The organism is Halomonas sp. IOP_14, from assembly GCF_021021315.1.
Taxonomy (GTDB): Bacteria; Pseudomonadota; Gammaproteobacteria; order Pseudomonadales; family Halomonadaceae; genus Vreelandella; species Vreelandella titanicae.
In genome coordinates, this window is record NZ_JAINWD010000020.1 from 57,081 (window position 1) to 79,159 (window position 22,079).

The following is a 22,079-nucleotide window of genomic DNA, read 5'->3' on the forward strand; positions in this document are numbered from 1 at the left end:
TTTATTGGAGCGGCTGCCCATGCTACTGGTTCGCCTGTGGCCTCTACCTTGCGGGTTGGCACCTTCTGGAAGGTGGCTGCTTACCTGCCTGTTACTACTGGCACTAGCGGGTTGTGCCAGCCGCGATCTTACCCCCATTGAGGCGCCTCCTAACCGCGCAGGACTCTCTATGGAGCGTGCGCTGATTCTCTCCCATGCTCAGCAGGCCATTGGCACACCGTATCGTTTTGGGGGAAATACGCCCGATGGTCTGGACTGCTCTGGCTTAGTGGAAATGACCTACCGGGCGGCGGGTATTCGTGTTCCGCGTTCCGCCGATGAACAGTTTCGTGCCTTGCCACAGGTGAAAAAACCACGCCCTGGTGATCTGCTTTTCTTTGGCGACCGTCGCAAAGCGACCCACGTAGGAATTTATCGTGGCAACGGCCAAATGATTCATGCACCTGGTAAGGGCCGTGCAGTAGTCAGCGTGCCGTTAGAGATCGATTACTGGCAGGCGCGCTTTTTGGGTGCCGCCAGTCCAGCGCCTTAAGGGGCGCTCAACTCAGCCGCTTGGTAGGCCGGAAAATCTGTCAGACTTTATGACTTGAATCAATATAGAGTTCCTCACACGCCCTATACTCGCGCCGCTTGTCGTTATTTCATCCCCTAAAATTAATCATATTTTACTAAACGGCAAAGTGCGGCAGACTTAGCTAAACGCGTCAGCTGATGCGGACAACAATAATTGAGCACGCCGCTTACCCCAACGACGCTATATATTTGAGGCTAAGCTATGAAAACTATCGTTAACCGCATGTCGATGCGGTTTAAATTTGCCTGTGTGTTGGTGCTCCCCTTGCTTGCCCTGGCTTGGTTTGCTGCGCAAGGCATTATGGAACGGCGCGCGACGGTGCAGGAGTTCGATCGTCTGCACGCCTTAACCCAACTGGCCCAACGTGCCGGTGACGCCGTGCACCAAATGCAGCTTGAACGGGGTATGACCGCTGGTTTTTTGGGCAGCGAAGGCGAAGCATTTGGCAACCGACTACGTGAGCAGCGACCCAACACCGACGCCGCTGTGCAGGCTTTCCAAACTCAGCGTGATGCCTTGGATTCAGCGCTGTTAACGCCTGCTGCCCAGCAACGACTCAACGAAATCGACGCCCAGTGGCAGCGCCAGGCAGCCTTGCGCAAACGTGTCGATGACCTGGATATGGCGATGGGCGATGCGTTAAGCCACTACACTGGCATCAACGGCCAACTAATGGCCTTTGTGGGTACGCTGTCGCATCTCACCAGCGAAGGGGGTATTGCTCGCCAGCTAAGTGCCTACTACCAACTGCTGGAAGCCAAAGATTTAGCGGGGATTGAGCGGGCTCTGCTTTCCAATGCCTTCGCCAGCGACGGCATGCCCGACGCTACGTTACGCCGTTTCTTGTCCTTGCTGGGCGAGGAACAGGCATTCTTGACAAGCTTCCGCCTGTTGGCTGGAGATGAAAGCCGCGACCAGCTTGACCAGGCATTGAGCGGTGCAGAGATCGAGCGTCTCTTGGCTCGGCGCGAATTGGCGATCAGTCAAGCGCAAGCCGGCGGTTATGGTGTCGACCCGGAACAGTGGTTTGAGTGGCAAACGGTGAAAATTGCCCGCCTTAAAGCGTTAGAGGATAGCGTGGCAGATACAGTGGTGGCCCAGACTGTCGCGCTGCGTGAGTCGGCCCAACAGGCACTTTGGCAGTATGCGGTAATTGCGCTCGTGGCCAGCTTGATGGCGATTGTCGCTGCCGTATTGATCGTACGCGTCATTACCCAATCGCTTAACCAAGCGCTAACCAGTATCGCGACCCGGGGTAGCGATTTAACACAGCGCTTAGTGGTGCCGGGTAGCGATGAGTTATCAAAGCTATATCAGGCGTTTAATGAATCGTCGGAAGTTACCGAAGCGCTGGTCGCTGACGTTAAGCGCAATGCGCAGTCGGTGGCGGTGGCCAGCAATCAGATGGCGCAGGGTAATCAAGACCTTGCCCAGCGAACCGAAGAGCAGTCCGCCTCGCTGGTGCAAACCGCGTCGAGCATGGAGCAGATTACCGCCACGGTGCGGCAGAGTGCTGAAAACGCGCAGCAAGCCCAGCAGATGACTGGGGAGGTGGCTCAAGAGGCAAAAGAAGCCACCGCAGTCGCTTCTCAAGCCCAAACAGCCATGCAGCTTATCCTGCAAGCCAACGAGCAGGTAACTAGCATTGTGGCGACTATCGATAACATCGCTTTCCAAACCAATTTGCTGGCGCTTAATGCCTCGGTTGAAGCGGCGAGAGCCGGTGAGCATGGGCGCGGTTTTGCAGTGGTTGCCGATGAAGTACGCAAATTGGCTAGCCGCAGCGCCCAGGAGGCCAGCCAGATTCGTCAATTGATCGATAATAATGTGACAAAAATTTCAGAAGGCGAAAGCCTGGTGACTACCACCAATGAAACTCTGGGGCGGATTGCTCAACGGGTAGGGCAAATGGCAAGCCTGATGGATGAAATGGCGTCGGCTACCCATGAGCAGTCGGCGGGTATTGAGCAAATTAACCGTGCCATGGCCCAGTTAGAGGAGGTGACCCAGCAAAACGCTGCATTGGTTGAGGAAATGGCCGCGGCGAGCCGCTCCCTTGATGATCAGGCCGATGATATGACCAGCAAAGTGAGCGATTACCAAGTGCGCGATACAGCGTTGGCCACCCAGCGTTTAGCCCTCTCTCCCGCGTAGCTTACCTGTCATTATATTGAGCAAACTCTTTAACTAATTACCTCGTCAGCCGATAAGGTACTTTGCAGTGCAAAGTACCTTCGCCGTCATAGGGTGTTATTATGCCTAGCAGTACTACTGTCTTCATAATAACGGTTCTATTGACCTAATAACGGCTCTATATAACAACGAACCTATTTAGCGACGGCTCTATAAAAACGACGAGGAGAGCAAAGACATATGTATGAATCCTTGAATTTATCGAAGGAACAGTCTTTGTCTCAACAGCACTCCCAGCCAGCGCCTTCACTGCCCCGCTCGAACGTGATGCCAACGGCATCCGTAAGCCATTCGGCGTCACCCGCTGAATCGGTATTTAGTTACGCCAACGAAGCGATCATTATTACTGATGCGGAAAATCGGGTGGTGGAGGTGAACCCCGCTTTTTGTGAATTAACGGGGATTACGCAGGGCGATGTACAGGGCAAAACACCAGAAGCGTTCAGCATTTTACCGCTGGACGATAGCCGCACCACGCGGTTGATGCGGGAAGAGCTGCAGTTGCGTGACCGTAGCAAAAGCCAGGTGAGCTACCGTAGTCACGATGGCCAGTTTTATCCCGGCATGATGTCGATCAATCGTGTGCGCAATGAGCACGGCGAGATCGATCACCATGTGATTGTGCTCGCAGATCTTTCGGCCATTCCGGCCCATGCCCGCCACCTTAATCGAGAAGTCTACTTTGATGCCCTCACGGGGCTACCCAACCTGCAACTGCTGACGCAGTTGATTCAAGAGTCCATGCAGCATGCAGAAGCCAAGCAGCTCCCCTTGGCGGTGTGTTCGCTGGATATCGACTTCTTCAAAAATATTAATGACCGGCTGGGTCCCTCCGTAGGCGATGCGCTGCTGTCTTCTTTTTCACAGCGCATCAGCCATCTGCTGTTTGGCGATGACGTGCTGGCGCGGGTGGGTGGCGATGAGTTCGTGCTGTTACTGCACCACGGTGTCGACGATGACTTTTTCGAGAAGTTGCTGGGCTCCATTCGACAACCGATGATGATTGAGGGCCAGAGTGTTCATCTGACGGCGAGCCTGGGGGTTACGCTCTACCCTAATGACCACGTTCAGGGCGATGTGCTGCTGCGGCATGCCAATCAGGCCATGTATCGTGCCAAACAGCGTGGCCGCGACACGTTCCACCTGTTTGACCCTAACCATGACCGCTTGCTGCAGGTGCGCCATGAGCAGCGCCAGCGTTTTATTGATGCCCTCACTCACAATGAGCTGTGCCTTTACTATCAGCCCCAGGTCGATATGCGCAGTGGCAAAGTGGTCGGTCTAGAGGCGCTGATTCGTTGGCAGCACCCTGAAGATGGGCTGCTGGCACCTGGGCAGTTTTTACCCATCATCGATACCACGCCGTTGGAGGTGGATCTTGGCGAGTGGGTCATTGAACGAGCGCTGCGTCAGTTGAGTGAGTGGCAAGTTCAGGGCATCGCGCTGCCGATCAATGTGAATATAAGCCCTACGCATCTGTTAGTGAGTGATTTTAGCCAGCGGCTTGGCGAGTTATTGGCACGCTACCCTGATGTACCGCCCGTAATGCTCAAGCTCGAAGTGCTGGAGAGCGCCGCAATGCACGATATCCAGGCTGCGCTGCAAAATATGGCGCGCTGCCAGTCGCTGGGGGTGAGTTTTGCTATTGATGATTTTGGCACCGGGTTTTCGTCGTTAACCCATCTGCGGCAGTTGCCGGTCAGCCTGATCAAAATTGATCAGAGCTTTGTCCGCGATATGCTCACCGATCAGGATGATATGGCGATTGTAGAAAGCGTCATTTACATGGCTAATCGTTTTAAGCGGCCCATGCTGGCAGAGGGGGTAGAAACCTTAGACCATGCCAAAGCCTTGATGGCGCTAGGCTGCGATTTAGCCCAAGGCTATGGTATTGCGCGGCCTATGCCCGCCGAGGCATTACCTACCTGGTTGGCAAATTGGCCTAGCCGTGAAGAGTGGAGCTCTCTTGCGCTAGCGGACAATTAAGCAGCTTGTTCCTCTGAAGGTTGCTCGTTAGCGGCTGATTCATCAGCAGAAGAAGTTGCCTCGGCGCCGTTGCTGCGGGCTTGCTCCATTTCACTGCGCTGCATGGACGCTTCGAGCTTGGCTTCCAACAAGTACTGACGCGCTTGGGCAGCCACTTGATGATCTTTGGGAGAGGGATCTGCAGGCGCCATGGCTGCGGCGATCACGGTTTGCATTTTTTCGATAGTGGCTTGGGGGTCATTGGGTACCGGGCCATAATCGATCGGTACTTCTCCCGCGACCGCGTAGCGCTTGCCATCGGGGCCAACTTCATACTCGTAGCTGGCGCCGCCTGCATAGGCTCCGCCCACAGTTTGGTGCGCCATCTCGTGCTGGCGAACTTCGCGGTCGTTCTGTTTAAGCTGGTCTAGTAGCCGAATCTCATCCGGCGCCATGGGCGTACCGTCAGCCCGTTTGGGGCCAGCCTCGGCACTGCTGCTCTCTTCACTAGCACTAGTCGTTTTTGGGTCGTCGGTAGACGCCGTATCTTCTTCTAGAGCACGGCCTTTAGCGGCTTGCTCAACGCGCGGGGACATTGTATTCGCTGAAGGGGACGTCCAGGCAGCGTGAGAAACAGTGCTAATGGAAGAAACGGCCATAGGTCATTACCGACTAAGTACGAGTTGGGATACCATGAAGTATTAGCGAGCAACGCCGACAGTGCAAGTTTGCGCTGTGCGAGGCCAACACTTTTCTGACACGATGCCAGCCTATGCCAAGTCTATCCCTGCCCTATGCAAACCATTGATGTGGTCATTAATCTTAATTATGATGAATGTCTAGCCCATTACGAAGGGCGTATCGCCAACGTGCGAACCCGCAGCGTAGATGGCCGTTGGGTGATATTTCCCGCCGAAGCAATTCGGCGGGTGGTGGGCCGGGACGGTGTGCGCGGTATTTATCGATTAAGTTTTTCTGAGCAGGGCCGATTTATTAGCATTGACCCCTTAACCGGACGTTGAACCGCCTATGCACCGCCATGGAACACCGATCACTTTAAATGACCTCATTTATTCCATTATTCCTAATTTAAACAGTGCTGAAAAGTTAGTTTTCGCTACGTTAGAAAGCTTGATCGAAGCCGCTTCAAATCCTTTGGACATCCTTAAACGCACCGATCAACGCCAAGCGTTTGGTCTGGAAGTTCATCGTATACGCATCAACCTGGAGCACCTGCTCGACCGTTACCGCACCGAGTTAGAGGCTGTGCTGCGTAGCGAAGGTGAGTATACCGGCCCGGTAGTAGAGCCCGACGCCCAAGAGGCCGATGCCATTCGCAGCGCTGTGGATATCTATGTTCATGTATGCGCCTTTCAACGCGGCGAGCGCCCCCACCCTGTGCCTGGGCGCGAATCCATGTCGCGCCAACGGGTATAGCGCATCATTCATCACATGGCATCAACATTGCTTGTATAATGTGCCAATTGGACTTTCAGGGTTATCCCCTTGAAAGCAAACAGCCTGCCTACCCGGCGCTGGCTGTCGACACATTAGGAGATATACCATGTCTGCCTCACCCGTCACGTTGATGGTGGCTCGTCGCGTTGAGCACGGCCGCTACGCCGATTTTAATCGTTGGCTTAATGAAGGGCGCGAACTGGCGGCCGACTTCGCTGGCTACCTCGGTTCTGGCGTACTGTCGCCACCGGCTGATGACGATGAATACCAGATTATATTCCGCTTTAGCAGCAGCGAGACCTTAGCCGCTTGGGAGCACTCCGCTTCACGGCATGCGTGGTTGGCGCGTGGTAAAGGCTTATATGAGGCGCCCCATGAGCACCGGGCCACCGGGTTGGATGCGTGGTTTCAAACCGGCAGCAGTGCACCGCCGCGCTGGAAGCAGGCCGTGGCTGTCTGGCTGGCTTTCTTTCCTATCTCGCTGATCTTTCAGTTTGTGTTCGGCGGCGTATTGGCTGATTGGGCGTTGCTGCCGCGGGTGGTGGTGAGTACCCTAATGCTGACGCCAGTGATGGTATTTGTGTTTATTCCGCTCTCTATGCGTTTACTAGCGCCCTGGCTGCAAGGTAAGTGGTCACCGCTGGATCTGCTGGCGCGTTGGCGCCATGCGCACCGTTTATAACGCACCTAATTAATAAGCATTAATTTTGACGTTGCGTTGATACTAATGCTCCTATGATGATGGGCTTTATGGTACTAAGCTAAATGTGCCATTAGAAAAGGAATACGTGTCGCCAGTGCAATGCTGGCGCGCGACTCAGCCCCACGGAGTGTTTATGATCCACGTTCACCATCTGGAAAAGTCTCGTTCGCATCGCATCCTGTGGCTACTTGAAGCCCTTGAACTGGACTACGAGTTGGTGGTTTACCAACGCGATGGCAAAACCCAGCAAGCGCCAGATTCGCTGAAAAAAATTCACCCGCTGGGTAAATCTCCGGTGATTACCGACGGCGATTTTACCGTGGCCGAATCAGGCGCCATCATAGATTACCTTGTTCAACGCTATGGGCAGGGGCGCTGTCAGCCTCCCATCGGTGATATGAGTGCGTGGGTGGACTACCGCTACTGGTTGCACTATGCCGAAGGGTCACTAATGCCGCTGCTGGTGATGCAGCTTGTGTTTAGTCAAATTCCCAAACAGTCGCCCTGGCTGATTAAGCCACTGGCTAAGGGAATTAGCGATACGGTAAGCAAGCGCTTCTTAGCACCGCAGCTTAAACAGCACCTGAACTTCATAAACCAGCACTTGTTGGCGCAGGGTAATTTTGCCGGGCCGTGGCCCAGTGGTGCTGATATTCAAATGAGTTTCCCGTTACAGGCCATGGCCGCCGTGCAGTCGTTGGAAAAGTATCCTGCCATCGCTGCGTTTGTGTCACGTATTGAAAAAGACGCTGCCTGGCAGCGAGTGGTCGAGCGGGCGGGCCCGCTGACCATGCCTGGCCAGTGAACAGCCACTATGTACTATTTTGCCTCGTCTGCAGCTCTTCCGGCGGAGCTTCTGCGCAGCATTGACAGCTACTTGGGGCGATGGGGCATCGCCTTGCTGCTTGTGTTCCTTCTTTTGGCGCTGCTGGGCAACCTGTTGCTCAAGCGGCGCATGCAGCATAACCGGGCGTTACTGCAATCCAATAAAGAGATGCTGGCGACTATTCTGGATAGCGTCGATGCCTTTATCTATATCAAATCCCCAAGCTTGGAGTATCAATACGTTAATCGTCGCATGAGCGATCTATTTGGCCTGCCTGCCGACAAAATTATCGGTAAGCGCGATGCGGCGTTTTTTGATGCCGGGAGCGCTGCGGAAATCAACCAGGTTGATCGCAACGTATTAGATTCGGGGAAAAAAGTAACGGTAGAAGAGAGCAACGTTTTGCGGGGTGAAAGCCAGGTAAGAACGTTCTTATCGATTAAAATGCCGCTTTCCATGTCCCCAGGCGCACCTCCCTCCCTGTGCGGTATTTCGACCGAGCTGACTGACTACCTCGAAATGCAGTCACGCACCCACTACCTAGCCTTCTATGACTCGCTAACCGGGCTGCCCAATCGGCGGCTACTGATGGACTCCTTAACGGCTACCATTGATCATGATGAGTGGACTATATTTTTCAGTGCGGTACTGGTGATCGACCTGGATAATTTTCGCTTAGTGAATGATATTCAGGGCCATGAGAGTGGTGACCAGCTTTTGGTCAGCGTGGCTGAACAGCTACGCCAGCGGCTTGATGAAGAGGTAACGCTAGCCCGCTTCAGTAGCGATGAGTTTGTGGTGCTGATCAAGAACCTGGGCGAGGAACAAAAAGACGCCGCACTAAAAGCCGAGCGTGTGGGGCGGCAACTGCTGGAAGTCATTGCGCAATTAAGAAGCAGTCACTCGTTACCAATCAGTGCCAGCATTGGCATTTCGCTGTTTACGGGAGCTGGCGAGTACAGTATGGATAGCGTGCTGCAACAGGCAGATATGGCGTTGCAGCAGGCGAAAAGCGCGGGCGGCAATACGCTGTGCTTTTTTAACAGCGAAATGCAGACCAGCGTATTGGAACGGGCCAGTTTAGAAGCCGATTTGCATCAGGCGCTCAAGCGCAACGAGCTGGCGCTGCATTACCAAGTGCAGGTCGACCATCAGGGCGTGACTACCGGCGTTGAAGCGCTGCTGCGGTGGTATCATCCTCAGCGTGGCTGGGTATCCCCCGCAACGTTTATCCCGCTTGCGGAAGAGAATCGGTTGATTGTGCCGATCGGTTACTGGGTGCTGCGGTCAGCTTGCGAGCAGCTAGCGAAATGGTCTCATCAACCGGCCTATGCGCCGTTAAGTATTTCCGTCAACGTGAGTTCAGTGCAGTTTCAGCAGCCGGAGTTTGTACGTGATGTTGAAGAGCTATTAGCAGAAACCCTGGCGCCGCCGAACCGCTTGGTGCTTGAAGTCACCGAGAGCCTGTTGATGCACGAGCCGGTGAGGGTGCGTAGCACGATGTTGAAACTGCGTGCTAGGGGGATTCGCTTTGCGTTGGATGACTTTGGTACCGGTTACTCATCGCTGAGTTACCTGAAGCGCTTACCGCTGGATGAATTGAAAATTGACCAATCGTTTATTCGCGAGCTGCTGACCGATAAGACAGACGCAGCGATTGTCGATACCACGATTCTACTTGCGGTAAGTTTAGGCTTAACCGTGGTCGCGGAAGGAGTGGAGAAAAAAGAGCAGTTCGATTGGCTAAGAGGCCACGGCTGTTACCGCTATCAGGGCTATCTATTTGGCCGCCCGACACCCATTGAGTATCTTTTCGAAAGCTATTAAACGGCTATACCAAAACCCCTTTCCAGCACGCTGAAAAGGGGTAAAGAGATACAAGGAAAAGAAATAGTGCCATCTATTTCTCTTTTGATCGGGCTTAGCTGAAGAGCGTAAAGCTCTCAGCGTTGAGCCACATATGCACCAGAATACTGGCGATGTAGCCGAGCAGAATAACCGGCGACCAGCGCAAGTGGCCCATAAAAGTATAGGAACCCCTTGCCTGACCCATAACCGCCACACCGGCCGCGGAGCCTATCGATAGTAGGCTGCCCCCGACGCCAGCGGTTAAGGTAATCAGTAGCCACTGGCCATGGGACATATCAGGCTCCATGGTCAGCACCGCAAACATCACGGGGATGTTGTCCACCACAGCAGAAACAACGCCTAATACAATGTTGGCCGCGGTGGCGTTCCAGCCGGTATACAGCGCTTCTGAAAGCAAGCCGAGATAGCCCATAAAACCCAGCCCGCCAACGCACATAACGACGCCGTAGAAGAACAGCAATGTATCCCACTCGGCCCGCGCTACGCGGTTGAAGACGTCAAACGGCACCACGCTACCCAACTGCTCCAGCTTGCGGTTGTCCCCTTGCCGGCTATAACGCTCGCGCTTGCGCTCCAGCGAACGCGGCAGGCTGCGGCGCAGGTAGTAACCAAAGAACTGCAAGTAGCCCAGACCGGTCATCATGCCCAACACCGGCGGTAGGTGGAGCACAACGTGACACAGTACGGCGGTCACGATCGTCAATAAAAACAGTAGCACAATGCGCCGGGCGCCACGCTTCATCCACACATCTTCATAAACACTTGCGGGCTTTTCATCCTTGATAAACAGGCTCATGATAGAGGCAGGAATCAGGAAGTTGACCAGGGCGGGGAAGAACAGAATAAAGAACTCCTGGAACTCCACCATGCCCGCTTGCCATACCATTAGAGTGGTGATATCGCCAAAGGGACTAAACGCACCCCCCGCGTTGGCGGCCACCACGATATTGATACAGGCCAGGTTGATATAGCGCTGGTTGCCTTCGGCCACCTTGGTCACCACCGCGCACATCAAGAGTGCGGTGGTAAGGTTGTCGGCAATGGGGGATAACACAAAGGCGAGACCGCCGGTCAGCCAAAAAAGGGTTCGGTAGTTAAAGCCTTTACGCAGCATCCAGGAACGCAATGCATCGAAGACCCGACGCTCTTCCATGGCATTGATATAGGTCATGGCCACCAGCAAGAACAGCATCAGCTCGGTGAACTCCAACAGCGTGACGCGGAAAGCGTACTCAGACGCGTCCGACATGCCGTTTTGGACATACACCCAGCCGATGAGGCTCCAGATGATACCGGCTGCCACCAACACCGGTTTAGACTTGCGCATATGGATCTTTTCTTCCGCCATGACTAATGCATACGCCAGGACGAAAATCGCAACAGCAAAAAAGCCAACGGTAGAGGTGGTTAGATCTAGTTCACCGGTCACTGCAAATGCACTGGGACTTACGCCTAATAGTAAGGCCGCTAACAAAAAAAGCCAGCGACGATATAATCGAGGCTGGCAAGAGGGTTGGCACAACGTAGGCATGTGACGTTCTTCCTCATGGTTAAGTTGTCAGGAGTGGTATAAAAGCGGCCTCATTTTATCAGTCTATATTGCGCCGCAATACCTTATTAAAACGAACGGAAGTAGTTCTTCTTAAGGTAATAGCATCTTTTTTTAGGAAATTAATCTTTTAGGTAATGGTAAATCGTGCAGTAATAGTTTTATAAAAAAGTTAATAGCGGTTTAAGAATTATACTATTGACGCATAGCATTGTTGAAAAAGATTCAGAATTTATATCTTTTTAAGCTAATATTAGATGTCAATAAAACACCCTGGAGGGCATGGGGAGGGCGACCGCGGAGAGTGCCTGTCCGAGGGCAGTCGTGCTATTTTAATGCGCGCCACGCTCTCAGCTTGGTCATATAACAACTGGGTAAGATAAAAACGAGGCCGATTAGAAGTGGCCGCTGGATACGTTGAGGAATATAACGATGCGCAATCCCTTTCGCTCCCTACACCGCACGCTTTTCGTCTCGGCTACTACGTTAGTGCTGACAAGTGCCGCCTTCTCCGCCCACGCAGAAACGCGTGTGACCTATAAATCGGCTTCAGCGGGTACCGCCTATTATCAAATGGGCGTAGAACTCTCAGAAGCGATTCGCCAGGGAACCGATGACGCTATCATCCTTACCCTGGAAGAAAGCCAGGGTTCGGTACAGAACGTGATGGAAGTCATGGCTCGCCAGGGCAACTATGTATTTACCACGCCGCCCGCGTTAGTCGATCAGGCCATGGGTGGGGAGGGTGCCTTTGCCGAGCGTCAGAATCCGCGTTTTCAAGAGATCCGGGGGTTGTTCCCGATCCCCTCTATCACCATGCACTTTGTATTAGCCGGTGATGATGGCGTAACCGATATTTCCACACTGGAAGGCAAGCACTTATTGATTGGTCGAGGCACCTTTGGCGCCCGTGAAGCGGCTCGTTACCTGGAACTGTTTGGCCTGGAAGAGAGCGTGAAAATTGCCGATGCAGCGATGGGCAGCGGCCCCGATGCGCTTAAAAATGGCCAGATTGATGGCTTTGTGACCGCCAGTTCCTTTCCCTCACCCAATGTGATTGAGACAGCTGCCAGCATGCCGGTGACCTTGGTTAGCCTGACTGATCAACAAATCGAGCAAACGGGAGCGCCACGCCAAACGATCCCCGGCGGCACTTATCCCGGCGTGGATAAAGACGTTGAAACCACATCGCTACCGGTGATCGCCTACACCACAACGTATATGGACGATGACACCGCCTACACGCTGACCAAAACGTTTTGGGAGCGCCGCGACGCCATGGCCGAAGAGGCGGCGTGGTGGAGCAGTATTAGCCCTGGTATGTTGGAAAACATGACCGGCACGCTTCACCCAGGCGCGCTGCGTTACTACGAGGAAGCGGGTGTCGAGGTACCTGACGCGCTGCGCTAGTCGTTTTCTTCCATTATCCATCTTCTTGCTGCCACGGTGCTTGCGCTGTGGCAGTCCTGTATTGATGCAGTATTGATAGGCAGTGTGGCATGCGTGTTTTTACCTCTTCACAGGCGTCGACCCCTGAGGATGATCGCTCAGTAGCGCCTGGCTGGATGGCGTTAGGCGCGGTCAGTGTAATATTCCATCTTGGCTTGATTTTTTATGGTTTAACGCCTGCGCTGGTCAGCCGGCCGTTGCATATGGCGCTGCTGTTGCCATGGGTACTGATTTATATGGCCAATACACCAGCGCAGCGAGTCAGCGGCTGGCTGCTGACGGTATTGGGTGTTGTTGCCTGTGGCTATATTGCGTTTAACGAAGCTGCGCTAGCCAACCAGTACGGCTTTATTGATACCCACCTACAGATGGGGATTGGCCTGTTTTTGATTGCTCTAGCGCTTGAAGCGGCGCGCCGAGCCATCGGTTGGCCTCTGCCGCTGGTTGCCTTGCTGGCGTTGATGTATGGCGCCTTCGGTCAATATATTCCAGGCGCTTTTGGTCACCCTGGGCTGCCGCTGGCCAGTATGGTGGGTACGCTCACGATTGCCGAAGGTGGATTATGGGGTTCGCTGACGGGGGTAAGCGTCAGTGTGGTGGCGATTTTTGTGATTTTCGGCGCGGTGCTCAATGCGGGAGAGGCGGGCCAGGGCTTTATGAACCTAGCCAGTGCGGTGGCGGGGCGGCTCACCGGTGGGGCCGCTAAAGTGGCGGTGATTTCGTCGGCGCTGATGGGCTCTATCTCCGGCTCGGCGTCTGCCAACGTCGCTTCCACTGGGGCAATTACCATTCCCTCCATGGTGCGCCTGCGTTACCCGCGTTCGCTGGCGGGTGCGGTGGAAGCCGTTGCCTCCTCCGGCGGGCAAATTATGCCGCCGCTGATGGGCGCCGGGGCATTCGTGATGGTGGAACTGACGGGCACGCCCTATACCCAGATCATGGCCGCGGCGATGCTTCCAGCGGTGCTGTACTTTTTGACGGTCTGGGTGGGTATTAATGCCTATGCGACCCGGCATGATCTAAAGCCCGTGGCCGAAAGCGAGCGACCCAACGCGAAAGAGGTGCTGATTACCTCGCTGTTTTTTGCCATCCCCTTCGTGCTGCTGTTAGAGCGCATCTTTAATGGCGGTTTTACCCCTCAGTACGCCGCCAGTGTTGCGATTTTCGCGGGCATTGCGCTGCTCTTCTTTAACGTGACGCTGCGCTTTTCGCTCCCCGGCTTTGCCACCCGTTTATCCGACGCAGTGGTCACCGCTGGGCGTCAGATTGCCGTCATTGGTTCCATTATTCTATGTGCCTCGCTGGTGGTCGGCGTGCTGTCGTTGACAGGGTTGGGCGTCAAGATCACCTCGGGCATTCTATCGCTCTCCAACGACATGCTCTGGCCAGCCTTGCTACTAACGGCGCTCGCCTGCTTGATTTTAGGCATGGAGGTGCCCACCACCGCCGCCTATGTGATTTGTGTCTCTGTCGCCGGGCCTGCCCTGACCTCGCTAGGTTTGGAACCGCTTCTGGCGCACCTTTTTGTCTTTTGGTACGCGCTGCTCTCGACGATCACGCCGCCGGTGTGTGGCGGCGTTTTCATTGCTGCGGGCATGGTGGGGGAGAACTGGCTAAAAGTCGCATTCAAAGCCATGGCGTTAGGAATAGGGCTGTATATTATTCCTCTAGCCATGGTGGCCAACCCAGAGATGATCCAACTGGTCTTCAATCCTTCCGGCGCCTTGTTGTATGCGCTAAAAGTGGCGATTGGTTTAGGGGCGATCTCTTACGGGGTGATTGCACGAAAAGCACTTTGGCAGCGGAGCGCGTTGGCCGTGGGAGGGATTATCCTGATCTTTGTGGTTTAGCCCGGTTGTTTAAACGTCAGCGTCTAACCGTAGCGGCGAAGAGGCTGCTAGTGGAGTGGTGGCAAATATTACCCAGGTATCCAGCGCAGGCCCCAGTGATTGCACCAAACGCAGTTGCTCGGGGGCTTGGCCTAGCACCTCTTCAGCGCAAATGCCCGCCTCAAAACGTCCCGCAAGAAGCCCTTCTGCCACCGCCACTGTGGTGGGGGCGTCTATGATCTCTGTATAGGCCGTTAAGTCGGTGTAGTAGCGGGTCGCTGGTTGTAGCGCTACTTGGGTGGGGCGAACAGAGTCGCGCTGGGCAATCAGCGCCAGCGGCTTGCTGCCCGCTATAAAGGTGTCTACGGGATAGGCTCGATGCATATAGCGGCCCACGCAGTCGCTATGCGTTGCATGGGCGGTGCACTGTAGAACGTGGCTCACATGACCCTCGAGGAGCGCCTGAAAGGCCGCTTCAAACTGGCTAAACAGAGTCACGCTGCCTTCGCCTGAGCAACGCATTCTGAGATAGCGCTTGGCAATCAGTTCATGGTTATTGCCACTAGGCCCCAAGGTTGCAATGTGCACGGTGACGTTTCTCCACGATAAACAATCAAGTCATTGAGCCAAAAACGATGGGTTTTTGGCTCGGCGCAATCAACGACTAGGCCATCTCAAAAGATCGTAAAGCTTAACGCTATATAAGCGGCATAGCCTGCAAGCAGTGCGGCTCCCTCCCAGCGAGACAGGCGCATACCGGTATACAAAAACAGCACCAGTATGCCAGCGGCTCCCAGCATTACCCATTGGTCAAACAGGGCCACGCGTGGCGCAAGGGGTAGCGGCTGTAAAAACGCGGAGATACCCAGGATGCCTAACAGGTTGAAAATATTGCTACCCAGAATATTCCCGATGGCAACATCCGCATGACGTCGTAACGCAGCAACCACCGACACGGCCATCTCCGGCAGTGAGGTACCAACAGCGACGATGGTTAAACCGATGACTGCTTCGGAAATGCCCATGGCCTGGGCCAACCCAATGGCGCCATATAAGAGTAGCTGTGACCCGCCAATCAGCATGCCCAAGCCAATCACTAACGCTACGACGATCATCCAGCCTGTAGTGGGTAGTTTGGTCATCTCCTCCGCTTCTGAAGCGTGCATTTCTGCCGCGGGAATGTGCTGACGGCTTTCACTTAAGTAGGCCCAAACAAGATAGCCGACCAGGCCCGCTATAAAAATTGCTGCATCGATGCGACCCAGTGCGCCGCCGAAGGAGAGCCCAATAAACAGCAGGCTGGCCAACACCACGACCAGCCCATCCCGGCGCAGTGCTAAAGGCTGAACCACCATTGGGCAAATAACCGCGCATAGGCCTAGAATCAATAAGATATTGCCGATATTGCTGCCCACGATGTTGCCAACCGCAATGTCAGGCTGCTGGTTAATCGCGGCATCAATCGAGACGACAAGTTCAGGGGCCGAGGTGCCAAAACCAACCACCACCAACCCTGTTAACAGTGGCGAGACGCCGACTCTTCGCGCACCCGCCACCGCGCCGCGGATAAGCGACTCCCCTCCTAGTGTCAAAAGGGCGATACCCGCCAATAAACTAAGTCCGTATAGCATGTTGAAACCTCTTCCAGAATGCTCACCAGGCCGCGAATGAAGCGGGTTTTAGCGAGCAAGCAAAGCGCGCCAGGCGGTCGGATTAGTAGTGCCTGGCTCATTGGCAAGATTAAGGCTATTTTTGCGAATTTGCGCGGTTTTTAAACGGCTATAAGAGGCAGAACAACAAATTAAAAAGCACAAAGGCTTTGACCTGCGACTGCCCACGTGGCAGGATGTCGGCAGTTAGTAAGTTAGCAAGCAAGCATGGTTCCAGAAACATTCGAATTCTTTCGGTAGTCTGTAATTGTATTCCTTGTTCTACTCACTATTTATCTGGGTAATACCAGGATTTCTACAATTCGCGACTTGCGAAAAGGATTTAATATCATGGCAACTGGCACAGTTAAGTGGTTCAACGATTCTAAAGGTTTCGGTTTCATTGCTCCTTCTGACGGCAGCGATGACGTTTTTGCTCATTTTTCTGAAATTCAGTCTGATGGCTTCAAAACTCTGCCTGAAGGCGCTAACGTCTCTTTTGACGTTACCCAAGGTCAGAAAGGCCTTCAAGCTTCAAACATTAAGCTGCTTTCTTAATCCTAGCGATTATTTAAGTTCTCGAATCGTTTAGATTCGATGATCGGGCCCCGCTTAGGCGGGGCCCGATGCGTTTGTACCTGCCAAAAAATATTTTCCATTAAGCACAGCTGCGCCTGTTATTAGATCAGCAAAAGCTCTGCGATCAATCCCTTAGCTTTATAGGTGTTTATTCGCGTAATGTAAAAAACGAGCTTGATTGGTTGGTATGTTATATTGTATCTTTTTTTGGCGACTTGTTTCACGAGCAGCCAAAGGAAAACCGAATATGACACCATTGCCACTTAAGGCCGCCAGCGCGCTTGTATTGAGTGCACTGATACTAACGGGCGTTCAAGGCGTTAGCGCCAGCGATCATGACCATGAGCATGATCACGACCACGACCACGACCACGACCACGATAGCGATATCTATTCGGGCTATTTTGATGATGAGCAGGTAGAGGATCGCGCGCTATCTGACTGGGAGGGTGATTGGCAGTCCGTTTATCCCTACCTACAAGATGGCACCCTTGACGAAGTGTTTGCGCATAAAGCAGACAATGGTGACAAGACCGCCGAAGAGTATAAAGCGTATTACGATACCGGTTATCAAACGGATGTAGAGCGTATCGTTATTGATGGAAGCGACGTCACTTTCTTTGAAAATGGCCAAGAGCGCACGGGTGAATACCAATACGATGGCTATGAAATTTTAACTTACCAAGCCGGTAACCGGGGTGTGCGGTTCATCTACGCGCTTGAAGAAGCATCCGATGATCTACCCCAGTACATCCAATTTAGTGACCACAGTATTTACCCCACCGATGCGCATCACTTCCATCTCTATTGGGGCGATGACCGTGAGGCGCTGTTAGAAGAAGTTACCAATTGGCCGACTTATTACCCATACGAGTTGAGCGGTGAAGAAATTGTCGAAGAGATGATTGCGCACTAGCGGTTACCGCCTAAGCGAAAAACATCTTTTGATGTGTACCTAGAAAGCGCTGGCCGAGATGCCAGCGCTTTGCTTTATTAGTACAGGGTAAATACAGCTTCGTGGACATGTTCTAACTTTTTCCGGTTCGGATTTAACCAGCATCAAGAGGTGTCACTATGCGCTTATCGTCTCTCTTTCTGAGTATCGGGTTTTTGCTATCAAATAGCTTTGCTACCGCGGATGATTCGTGTGCTAGCGCCAATACGCAAACCGAGCTAAACCAGTGCACGGCGCAGGCCTATCAAGCGGCGGATGACGAGCTCAACGCGGTTTACCAAACTGTTGTTAGCCGTCTGGAGGACAATTCAGCGTCACTCGAAAAGCTCAGAGCGGCGCAGCGGGCGTGGATCGGCTTTCGTGATGCTGAGTGCGCGTTTGAAAGTAGTGCTGTGGAAGGCGGTAGCGCCCAACCCATGGTGCGTAACGGCTGTCTGGAAACGCTGACAGCGGAACGTACCGAGCAACTGCGTGAGCATGCTAGTTGTGAAGAGGGCGATCTCAGCTGCTCTCGGTAAACGGCGGTCAAGCGCTAGAATGCAAACCGTTGCCCCGAGGTAAAGGTGTCATCCGTGCTCGGTCAGCCGAGCGAACAGCGGCATAAGCAGCGCGAACAGCTCCGCCTGGGAGGAGATGCAGCACTTGGCGTAGAGTTGGCGGCGGAAGACCTTAACTGTTTGAAGGCTGACGCCCAAGTGTAGGCTGATCGATAGGGATGAGTGGCCTCTTAGAATAAACAGCGCCACCTCCGCCTGGCGCGGGCTTAGCCGGATGCTGTGTTGCTGGTTCAGCGCCTCTCTCAGGCGTTCCTCTAAAGGGGCTGATGCCGCTTTCGTCGCATCGTCAGAGCGGTAATCCTGCCAGTGTTTTTTCAGCAACGAGCTGAGGGTTAATTCGTACTGTTGCAGAACCTCAAGCTCACGCCTGTTAAAGGGCTTACCACTGGAACGATCCCTACCGAAACAGGCGGTTATCGTATCACTCTCAGTGATATTGGCGAAAACCGCTACCTCGTCTAGTAGTGTGGTCTGCTGGTAGTAATTCTTATAGTAATGCGTGCGTCGAAAGTGATCGGGCGCTATATCCCTCAATCGGCGTATACCCTGAACACCGCCTCTGAGGTGCTCGCGGTAAAACGGATCCAGCAGGTAATCTCCCTCTAGATATTGGCTATCCATCGGTAGATAAACGACAGGGTCGGTGTATTCCCGATAGAGCACCGCTGGCCGGTGTTCGCCGTGATAAGCGATGATGATCAAGTTATCGAATGCCGCTAGACGTTTCCACCAATGTGGAGAAGTGTTGAGGCAACGCAGGGGTCGCCAACGCCATGAGGGTATTGGCCAGTACTTCGTCAATTTCGCTATGAGTCACCAATTCCACATCCGCAGGCCCATACCACGCTGGGGTTATATACGATCCGATGAGCTGCCAATACCGTTCTAGATAGGTTGGCTACTAAGCATCTGAGTCTAGCTGGACAGCTGCAACGCCAGCAACTGAGGGTTATTAGCCGATCATTAACGGTAGCAAGCTGGTCTAGCCTCGGCGGCTGGCTTGATAAACCACCTCTTCGTTTTGTGCCGACTCAGCGATTGCCCGCTGTCGGTTCCAACGTTTCCTGGAGATGGATCATGACGGATAACAATATAAAACTGGAAAGAACCCTATCCCTAAAAGCCGTGGTGTTGTTTGGCCTTGCCTACATGACGCCATTGATCGTGCTGGGCACTTTCGGTGTGATTGCCAGCACTAGCAATGGCGCAGTACCCACTGCTTACCTCATCACTACCGTTGCCATGCTATTCACGGCATACAGCTACGGCATTATGGCGCGTACTTATCCGGTAGCCGGGTCTGCCTATACTTACGCACGCAGAGCCATCGACTCGCGTGTTGGCTTTATGGTGGGGTGGAGCGTGCTGCTGGACTATTTCTTCCTGCCGATGGTGATTTGGTTGATCGGCGCTGCTTATTTGAACGCGCGTTTTCCTGAAGTGCCGAGCTGGATATTCCTGCTCGGCTTCATCGGTATCACCACCTTCTTGAATATCTACGGCATCAAGCTTGCTTCCAAAGTGAATTCGTTGCTGATGGTCTTCCAAATACTGGTGATCGCGTTCTTCGTACTGCTTTCAATTCGTCACGTATTTGCGACCGGTGGCACTGATTCGCTTTTTAGCCTGGGGCCGTTCTTGGGTGAAGAGGCTGGTTTTACCGCGATTGCTGCGGGCGCCGCGGTGGCCGCTTACTCTTTTCTTGGCTTCGATGCCGTCACCACGCTGACCGAGGAGACCATCGAGCCAAAGCGTAATATTCCCAGAGCCATCATGCTGACTGCACTGATCGGTGGCGGTATCTACGTGCTGGTAGGTTACACAACTCAACTGGTTCACCCAGGTGGCAGTTTCGTAAATGCTGACTCCGCTGCCTTCGAGATTGCTACAACCATCGGTGCGGATCTCTTCGGGGCTATCTTTCTGGCCGGTATGGTGCTCGCTCAATTCACGTCTGGCCTGGCCGCCCAAGCGAGTGCCTCTCGGCTGCTGTTTGCCATGGGGCGGGACGCAGTACTGCCGCCTAAGCTGTTCGGTGCGCTGCACGCGCGTTTCCACACGCCAGTGTTCAACATCGTCCTCACGGGTGCTATCGGCATCATTGCCTTGTTCCTTGATGTGTTATCTGCCGCCTCGTTTATCAACTTCGGTGCCTTTATCGCCTTCACGATGGTGAACCTGTCAGTGATCTTTCTGGTCAGCAAAGACGCCGATGCAAAGCGCCAGTATGGTGTGATTAGAGGGATGCTGGTGCCGCTCATCGGTGCCCTGGTTAACCTTTGGCTGATGAGTAAACTGGATATCAACGCCTTTATTCTTGGCCTGATCTGGCTTTCCATCGGTCTCGCACAGCTGGCCTATCTGACCCGATTCTTCCGTCGCGAGCCGCCGGAAGTGGCCTTTGATGACTCAGAGCCCGAGTCAACAACCGCCTCAGTAAAAGCCACCCATTAACGGAGATCTACCATGTCCAGAAATTTGCCTGTCCTTGTGGTGCAGGAGGCCTCGCGGCCGCACGGCATTGACTCCGAACTGCTGGACTTCGAGGCCGAGCTGGCGGTACACCTGAGTGACTTCGGTGCTGATTTTGAACAGCCAAGGATGGTGGTTTATCCGGAGCTTCATCTATGCGGTGCCACCGGTACGCCTCAGCAGCGCAGGGAGCAACTGGAAGCTGCTGCTGAACCGATCGATGGCCCCCGTGACCAGCACTTATCACGTATCGCCCGCAACCTGGGAGTATGGCTGCTGCCCGGCACAGTATGCGAGCAGGGAGAGGACGGGCATCTGTACAACACCGCGCCGGTGTATTCGCCCGAAGGTGAGCGAGTGGCCGCCTACCGTAAGTGTTTCCCCTGGCGGCCTTACGAGCCCTATCAGCCGGGAGATCGCTTTGAAGTGTTCGAAGTGCCGGGCATAGGCCGGGTCGGCCTGGCCATCTGCTACGACATCTGGTTTCCCGAGATGGTGCGTCAACTGGCGTGGCTGGGGGCGGAGGTGATCATCAACCAAGTGGCCACCACCACCTGCGACCGCGCTCAGGAGCAAATCCTTGTGCAGGCCAATGCTATTTTCAACCAGGTGTATATGGTGAGCGCCAATTCAGCAGCGCCTGCGGGGGAAGGTCAGAGTTTGATTGTCGATCCCGAAGGCCGCATCCGCGCGAGGATGTCCGGCGCTACCCCGGGCATTCTTACCGATGTACTCAACCTGGAGGAGGTTGAGCGGGTGCGTACCTTCGGCACTGCAGGCTTGAACCGCATGTGGTCTCAGTTCCGAGACGATGACCCAGTGCTGGAATTACCCATGTATGAAGGCCGCATTGATCCACGTAAGTGGAGGGGAAAGCGGTAAGCAGCCGACCACCAATCTCTCCAACCCCGCGTTATCCCCATCCCGTGCAACTATGCCATCACCCAGGTGATGGCTATTGCCTGCAATCAGTTAATTGCTGAGATAGCTGAGCAGCTAACCCGCCCAGCGTTAACGTTACTTCTTCCCGCATCTGCGTCTGAATATCCCAACCCGTCTGCGTCCTCGCAAGGGCAACGAATGGGCGCGGATATCGCGTTTACTGAGAGCTTTTTTTATCCCTAGCAGCTCCTGCTTAACTGACAGCGTCGGCGTTGAAAGCCGAAACTTAAGATCATCAGCTGTCCTAAGCACACTGTGCTAATCTGGATTGGGTAGGTGGATCAGTTAAAGCAGTAAGACAGGTAACCGCCCAAGGCGGAGGTGCCGGGCAATGCAGCAGTCGCGCGAATCTTGGATATTTTTCCTAATAAAAATTAGCAACCATGTCTATCAATGACTTAGAGTGGATTTTGTAGGCTGCATTTGTCGGATAAACGTGCCGGCACGTTTATCCAATCATAGGGTGGGCAGTCTAATATCTGTTGAACTAAACCGCTTCGCGGTAGCTGT

General features: G+C 53.9%; 20 protein-coding genes. 15 read left to right on the forward strand and 5 right to left on the reverse strand.

Annotation, left to right across the window (positions count from 1 at the left end):
- The first annotated feature begins 19 nt into the window (after nt 1–19).
- From K7H09_RS14560 to K7H09_RS14570, 3 genes are all read left to right on the forward strand, one after another.
- Nucleotides 20–532 (forward strand): C40 family peptidase, encoded by a 513-nt coding sequence (locus tag K7H09_RS14560; RefSeq protein ID WP_022520749.1) that lies wholly within the window; start codon nt 20–22, stop codon nt 530–532.
- A 243-nt stretch (nt 533–775) separates the two neighbouring features.
- Nucleotides 776–2,728 carry a methyl-accepting chemotaxis protein gene (locus tag K7H09_RS14565; protein WP_141440106.1) on the forward strand — a complete coding sequence of 651 codons (1,953 nt, stop codon included), beginning with the start codon at nt 776–778 and terminating at the stop codon, nt 2,726–2,728.
- A 306-nt stretch (nt 2,729–3,034) separates the two neighbouring features.
- Nucleotides 3,035–4,753 (forward strand): putative bifunctional diguanylate cyclase/phosphodiesterase, encoded by a 1,719-nt coding sequence (locus K7H09_RS14570; protein ID WP_035539404.1) that lies wholly within the window; start codon nt 3,035–3,037, stop codon nt 4,751–4,753.
- Here K7H09_RS14570 and K7H09_RS14575 read toward each other — a convergent pair.
- A complete protein-coding gene (locus K7H09_RS14575) occupies nt 4,750–5,328 on the reverse strand; it encodes a putative metalloprotease CJM1_0395 family protein (protein ID WP_235270528.1) in 579 nt (192 codons plus the stop codon). The two genes, K7H09_RS14570 and K7H09_RS14575, sit on opposite strands and share 4 nt — an antisense overlap.
- 198 nt (nt 5,329–5,526) lie before the next feature.
- On the opposite strand from K7H09_RS14575, the gene K7H09_RS14580 reads away from it, so the two are divergent.
- The 5 genes from K7H09_RS14580 (at nt 5,527) to K7H09_RS14600 (ending at nt 9,546) form a co-directional block, all read left to right on the forward strand.
- Nucleotides 5,527–5,754 carry a DUF2835 family protein gene (locus K7H09_RS14580; RefSeq protein ID WP_022520746.1) on the forward strand — a complete coding sequence of 76 codons (228 nt, stop codon included), beginning with the start codon at nt 5,527–5,529 and terminating at the stop codon, nt 5,752–5,754.
- Nucleotides 5,755–5,761: 7 nt separating this feature from the next.
- Nucleotides 5,762–6,169 (forward strand): hypothetical protein, encoded by a 408-nt coding sequence (locus tag K7H09_RS14585; RefSeq protein WP_022520745.1) that lies wholly within the window; start codon nt 5,762–5,764, stop codon nt 6,167–6,169.
- Nucleotides 6,170–6,296: 127 nt separating this feature from the next.
- Nucleotides 6,297–6,872, forward strand: coding sequence for an antibiotic biosynthesis monooxygenase (locus tag K7H09_RS14590; RefSeq protein WP_009287898.1), 576 nt, complete (start codon nt 6,297–6,299; stop codon nt 6,870–6,872).
- 154 nt (nt 6,873–7,026) lie between these two features.
- Nucleotides 7,027–7,698, forward strand: a complete 672-nt coding sequence (locus tag K7H09_RS14595; RefSeq protein WP_027958206.1) for a glutathione S-transferase — start codon at nt 7,027–7,029, stop codon at nt 7,696–7,698.
- Between the two features lie 9 nt (nt 7,699–7,707).
- Nucleotides 7,708–9,546, forward strand: coding sequence for a putative bifunctional diguanylate cyclase/phosphodiesterase (locus tag K7H09_RS14600; protein WP_230805023.1), 1,839 nt, complete (start codon nt 7,708–7,710; stop codon nt 9,544–9,546).
- A gap of 94 nt (nt 9,547–9,640) precedes the next feature.
- Here the strand turns inward: K7H09_RS14600 and nhaD are convergent, their stop codons facing one another.
- Nucleotides 9,641–11,119, reverse strand: coding sequence for a sodium:proton antiporter NhaD (gene nhaD, locus K7H09_RS14605; RefSeq protein ID WP_009287900.1), 1,479 nt, complete (start codon nt 11,117–11,119; stop codon nt 9,641–9,643).
- 450 nt (nt 11,120–11,569) lie between these two features.
- On the opposite strand from nhaD, the gene K7H09_RS14610 reads away from it, so the two are divergent.
- Entirely contained in the window at nt 11,570–12,547 is a 978-nt protein-coding gene (locus tag K7H09_RS14610) for a TAXI family TRAP transporter solute-binding subunit (RefSeq protein ID WP_141440103.1), read from the forward strand.
- An 89-nt stretch (nt 12,548–12,636) separates the two neighbouring features.
- Nucleotides 12,637–14,436 carry a TRAP transporter permease gene (locus K7H09_RS14615; protein ID WP_230805025.1) on the forward strand — a complete coding sequence of 600 codons (1,800 nt, stop codon included), beginning with the start codon at nt 12,637–12,639 and terminating at the stop codon, nt 14,434–14,436.
- Nucleotides 14,437–14,445: 9 nt separating this feature from the next.
- Here K7H09_RS14615 and K7H09_RS14620 read toward each other — a convergent pair whose 3' ends face one another.
- Nucleotides 14,446–15,003 carry a hypothetical protein gene (locus tag K7H09_RS14620; RefSeq protein ID WP_141440102.1) on the reverse strand — a complete coding sequence of 186 codons (558 nt, stop codon included), beginning with the start codon at nt 15,001–15,003 and terminating at the stop codon, nt 14,446–14,448.
- An 86-nt stretch (nt 15,004–15,089) separates the two neighbouring features.
- A complete protein-coding gene (locus K7H09_RS14625; RefSeq protein WP_009287904.1) occupies nt 15,090–16,046 on the reverse strand; it encodes a calcium/sodium antiporter in 957 nt (318 codons plus the stop codon).
- A gap of 369 nt (nt 16,047–16,415) precedes the next feature.
- Here K7H09_RS14625 and K7H09_RS14630 point away from each other — a divergent pair, with 369 nt between their 5' ends.
- From K7H09_RS14630 to K7H09_RS14640, 3 genes are all read left to right on the forward strand, one after another.
- Nucleotides 16,416–16,622 carry a cold-shock protein gene (locus K7H09_RS14630; RefSeq protein ID WP_007111857.1) on the forward strand — a complete coding sequence of 69 codons (207 nt, stop codon included), beginning with the start codon at nt 16,416–16,418 and terminating at the stop codon, nt 16,620–16,622.
- A gap of 268 nt (nt 16,623–16,890) precedes the next feature.
- Nucleotides 16,891–17,559 (forward strand): metal-binding protein ZinT, encoded by a 669-nt coding sequence (locus K7H09_RS14635; protein ID WP_141440101.1) that lies wholly within the window; start codon nt 16,891–16,893, stop codon nt 17,557–17,559.
- A gap of 158 nt (nt 17,560–17,717) precedes the next feature.
- Nucleotides 17,718–18,116 carry a lysozyme inhibitor LprI family protein gene (locus K7H09_RS14640; protein ID WP_141440100.1) on the forward strand — a complete coding sequence of 133 codons (399 nt, stop codon included), beginning with the start codon at nt 17,718–17,720 and terminating at the stop codon, nt 18,114–18,116.
- Nucleotides 18,117–18,164: 48 nt separating this feature from the next.
- On the opposite strand, the gene K7H09_RS14645 is transcribed toward K7H09_RS14640, so the two are convergent.
- Complete coding sequence (locus K7H09_RS14645) at nt 18,165–18,857, reverse strand: helix-turn-helix transcriptional regulator (RefSeq protein WP_208797113.1); 693 nt, start codon at nt 18,855–18,857, stop codon at nt 18,165–18,167.
- Nucleotides 18,858–19,232: 375 nt separating this feature from the next.
- Here K7H09_RS14645 and K7H09_RS14650 point away from each other — a divergent pair, with 375 nt between their 5' ends.
- Both K7H09_RS14650 and K7H09_RS14655 read left to right on the forward strand, forming a co-directional pair.
- Nucleotides 19,233–20,609 (forward strand): APC family permease, encoded by a 1,377-nt coding sequence (locus K7H09_RS14650; RefSeq protein WP_141440099.1) that lies wholly within the window; start codon nt 19,233–19,235, stop codon nt 20,607–20,609.
- A 12-nt stretch (nt 20,610–20,621) separates the two neighbouring features.
- Nucleotides 20,622–21,509, forward strand: coding sequence for a carbon-nitrogen hydrolase family protein (locus K7H09_RS14655; protein WP_208797115.1), 888 nt, complete (start codon nt 20,622–20,624; stop codon nt 21,507–21,509).
- The last annotated feature ends 570 nt before the right edge of the window (nt 21,510–22,079 follow it).

What these genes read in the sequence shown, in the direction of transcription:
- nhaD (WP_009287900.1), bottom strand. Translation starts at nt 11,119, where the DNA reads ATGCCTACGTTGTGCCAACCCTCTTGCCAGCCTCGATTATATCGTCGC.
- K7H09_RS14630 (WP_007111857.1), top strand. Translation starts at nt 16,416, where the DNA reads ATGGCAACTGGCACAGTTAAGTGGTTCAACGATTCTAAAGGTTTCGGT.
- K7H09_RS14595 (WP_027958206.1), top strand. Translation starts at nt 7,027, where the DNA reads ATGATCCACGTTCACCATCTGGAAAAGTCTCGTTCGCATCGCATCCTG.
- K7H09_RS14585 (WP_022520745.1), top strand. Translation starts at nt 5,762, where the DNA reads ATGCACCGCCATGGAACACCGATCACTTTAAATGACCTCATTTATTCC.
- K7H09_RS14610 (WP_141440103.1), top strand. Translation starts at nt 11,570, where the DNA reads ATGCGCAATCCCTTTCGCTCCCTACACCGCACGCTTTTCGTCTCGGCT.
- K7H09_RS14560 (WP_022520749.1), top strand. Translation starts at nt 20, where the DNA reads ATGCTACTGGTTCGCCTGTGGCCTCTACCTTGCGGGTTGGCACCTTCT.
- K7H09_RS14650 (WP_141440099.1), top strand. Translation starts at nt 19,233, where the DNA reads ATGACGGATAACAATATAAAACTGGAAAGAACCCTATCCCTAAAAGCC.
- K7H09_RS14575 (WP_235270528.1), bottom strand. Translation starts at nt 5,328, where the DNA reads ATGTCCCCGCGCGTTGAGCAAGCCGCTAAAGGCCGTGCTCTAGAAGAA.
- K7H09_RS14565 (WP_141440106.1), top strand. Translation starts at nt 776, where the DNA reads ATGAAAACTATCGTTAACCGCATGTCGATGCGGTTTAAATTTGCCTGT.
- K7H09_RS14590 (WP_009287898.1), top strand. Translation starts at nt 6,297, where the DNA reads ATGTCTGCCTCACCCGTCACGTTGATGGTGGCTCGTCGCGTTGAGCAC.
- K7H09_RS14625 (WP_009287904.1), bottom strand. Translation starts at nt 16,046, where the DNA reads ATGCTATACGGACTTAGTTTATTGGCGGGTATCGCCCTTTTGACACTA.
- K7H09_RS14600 (WP_230805023.1), top strand. Translation starts at nt 7,708, where the DNA reads ATGTACTATTTTGCCTCGTCTGCAGCTCTTCCGGCGGAGCTTCTGCGC.
- K7H09_RS14655 (WP_208797115.1), top strand. Translation starts at nt 20,622, where the DNA reads ATGTCCAGAAATTTGCCTGTCCTTGTGGTGCAGGAGGCCTCGCGGCCG.
- K7H09_RS14640 (WP_141440100.1), top strand. Translation starts at nt 17,718, where the DNA reads ATGCGCTTATCGTCTCTCTTTCTGAGTATCGGGTTTTTGCTATCAAAT.
- K7H09_RS14615 (WP_230805025.1), top strand. Translation starts at nt 12,637, where the DNA reads ATGCGTGTTTTTACCTCTTCACAGGCGTCGACCCCTGAGGATGATCGC.
- K7H09_RS14635 (WP_141440101.1), top strand. Translation starts at nt 16,891, where the DNA reads ATGACACCATTGCCACTTAAGGCCGCCAGCGCGCTTGTATTGAGTGCA.
- K7H09_RS14570 (WP_035539404.1), top strand. Translation starts at nt 3,035, where the DNA reads ATGCCAACGGCATCCGTAAGCCATTCGGCGTCACCCGCTGAATCGGTA.
- K7H09_RS14580 (WP_022520746.1), top strand. Translation starts at nt 5,527, where the DNA reads ATGCAAACCATTGATGTGGTCATTAATCTTAATTATGATGAATGTCTA.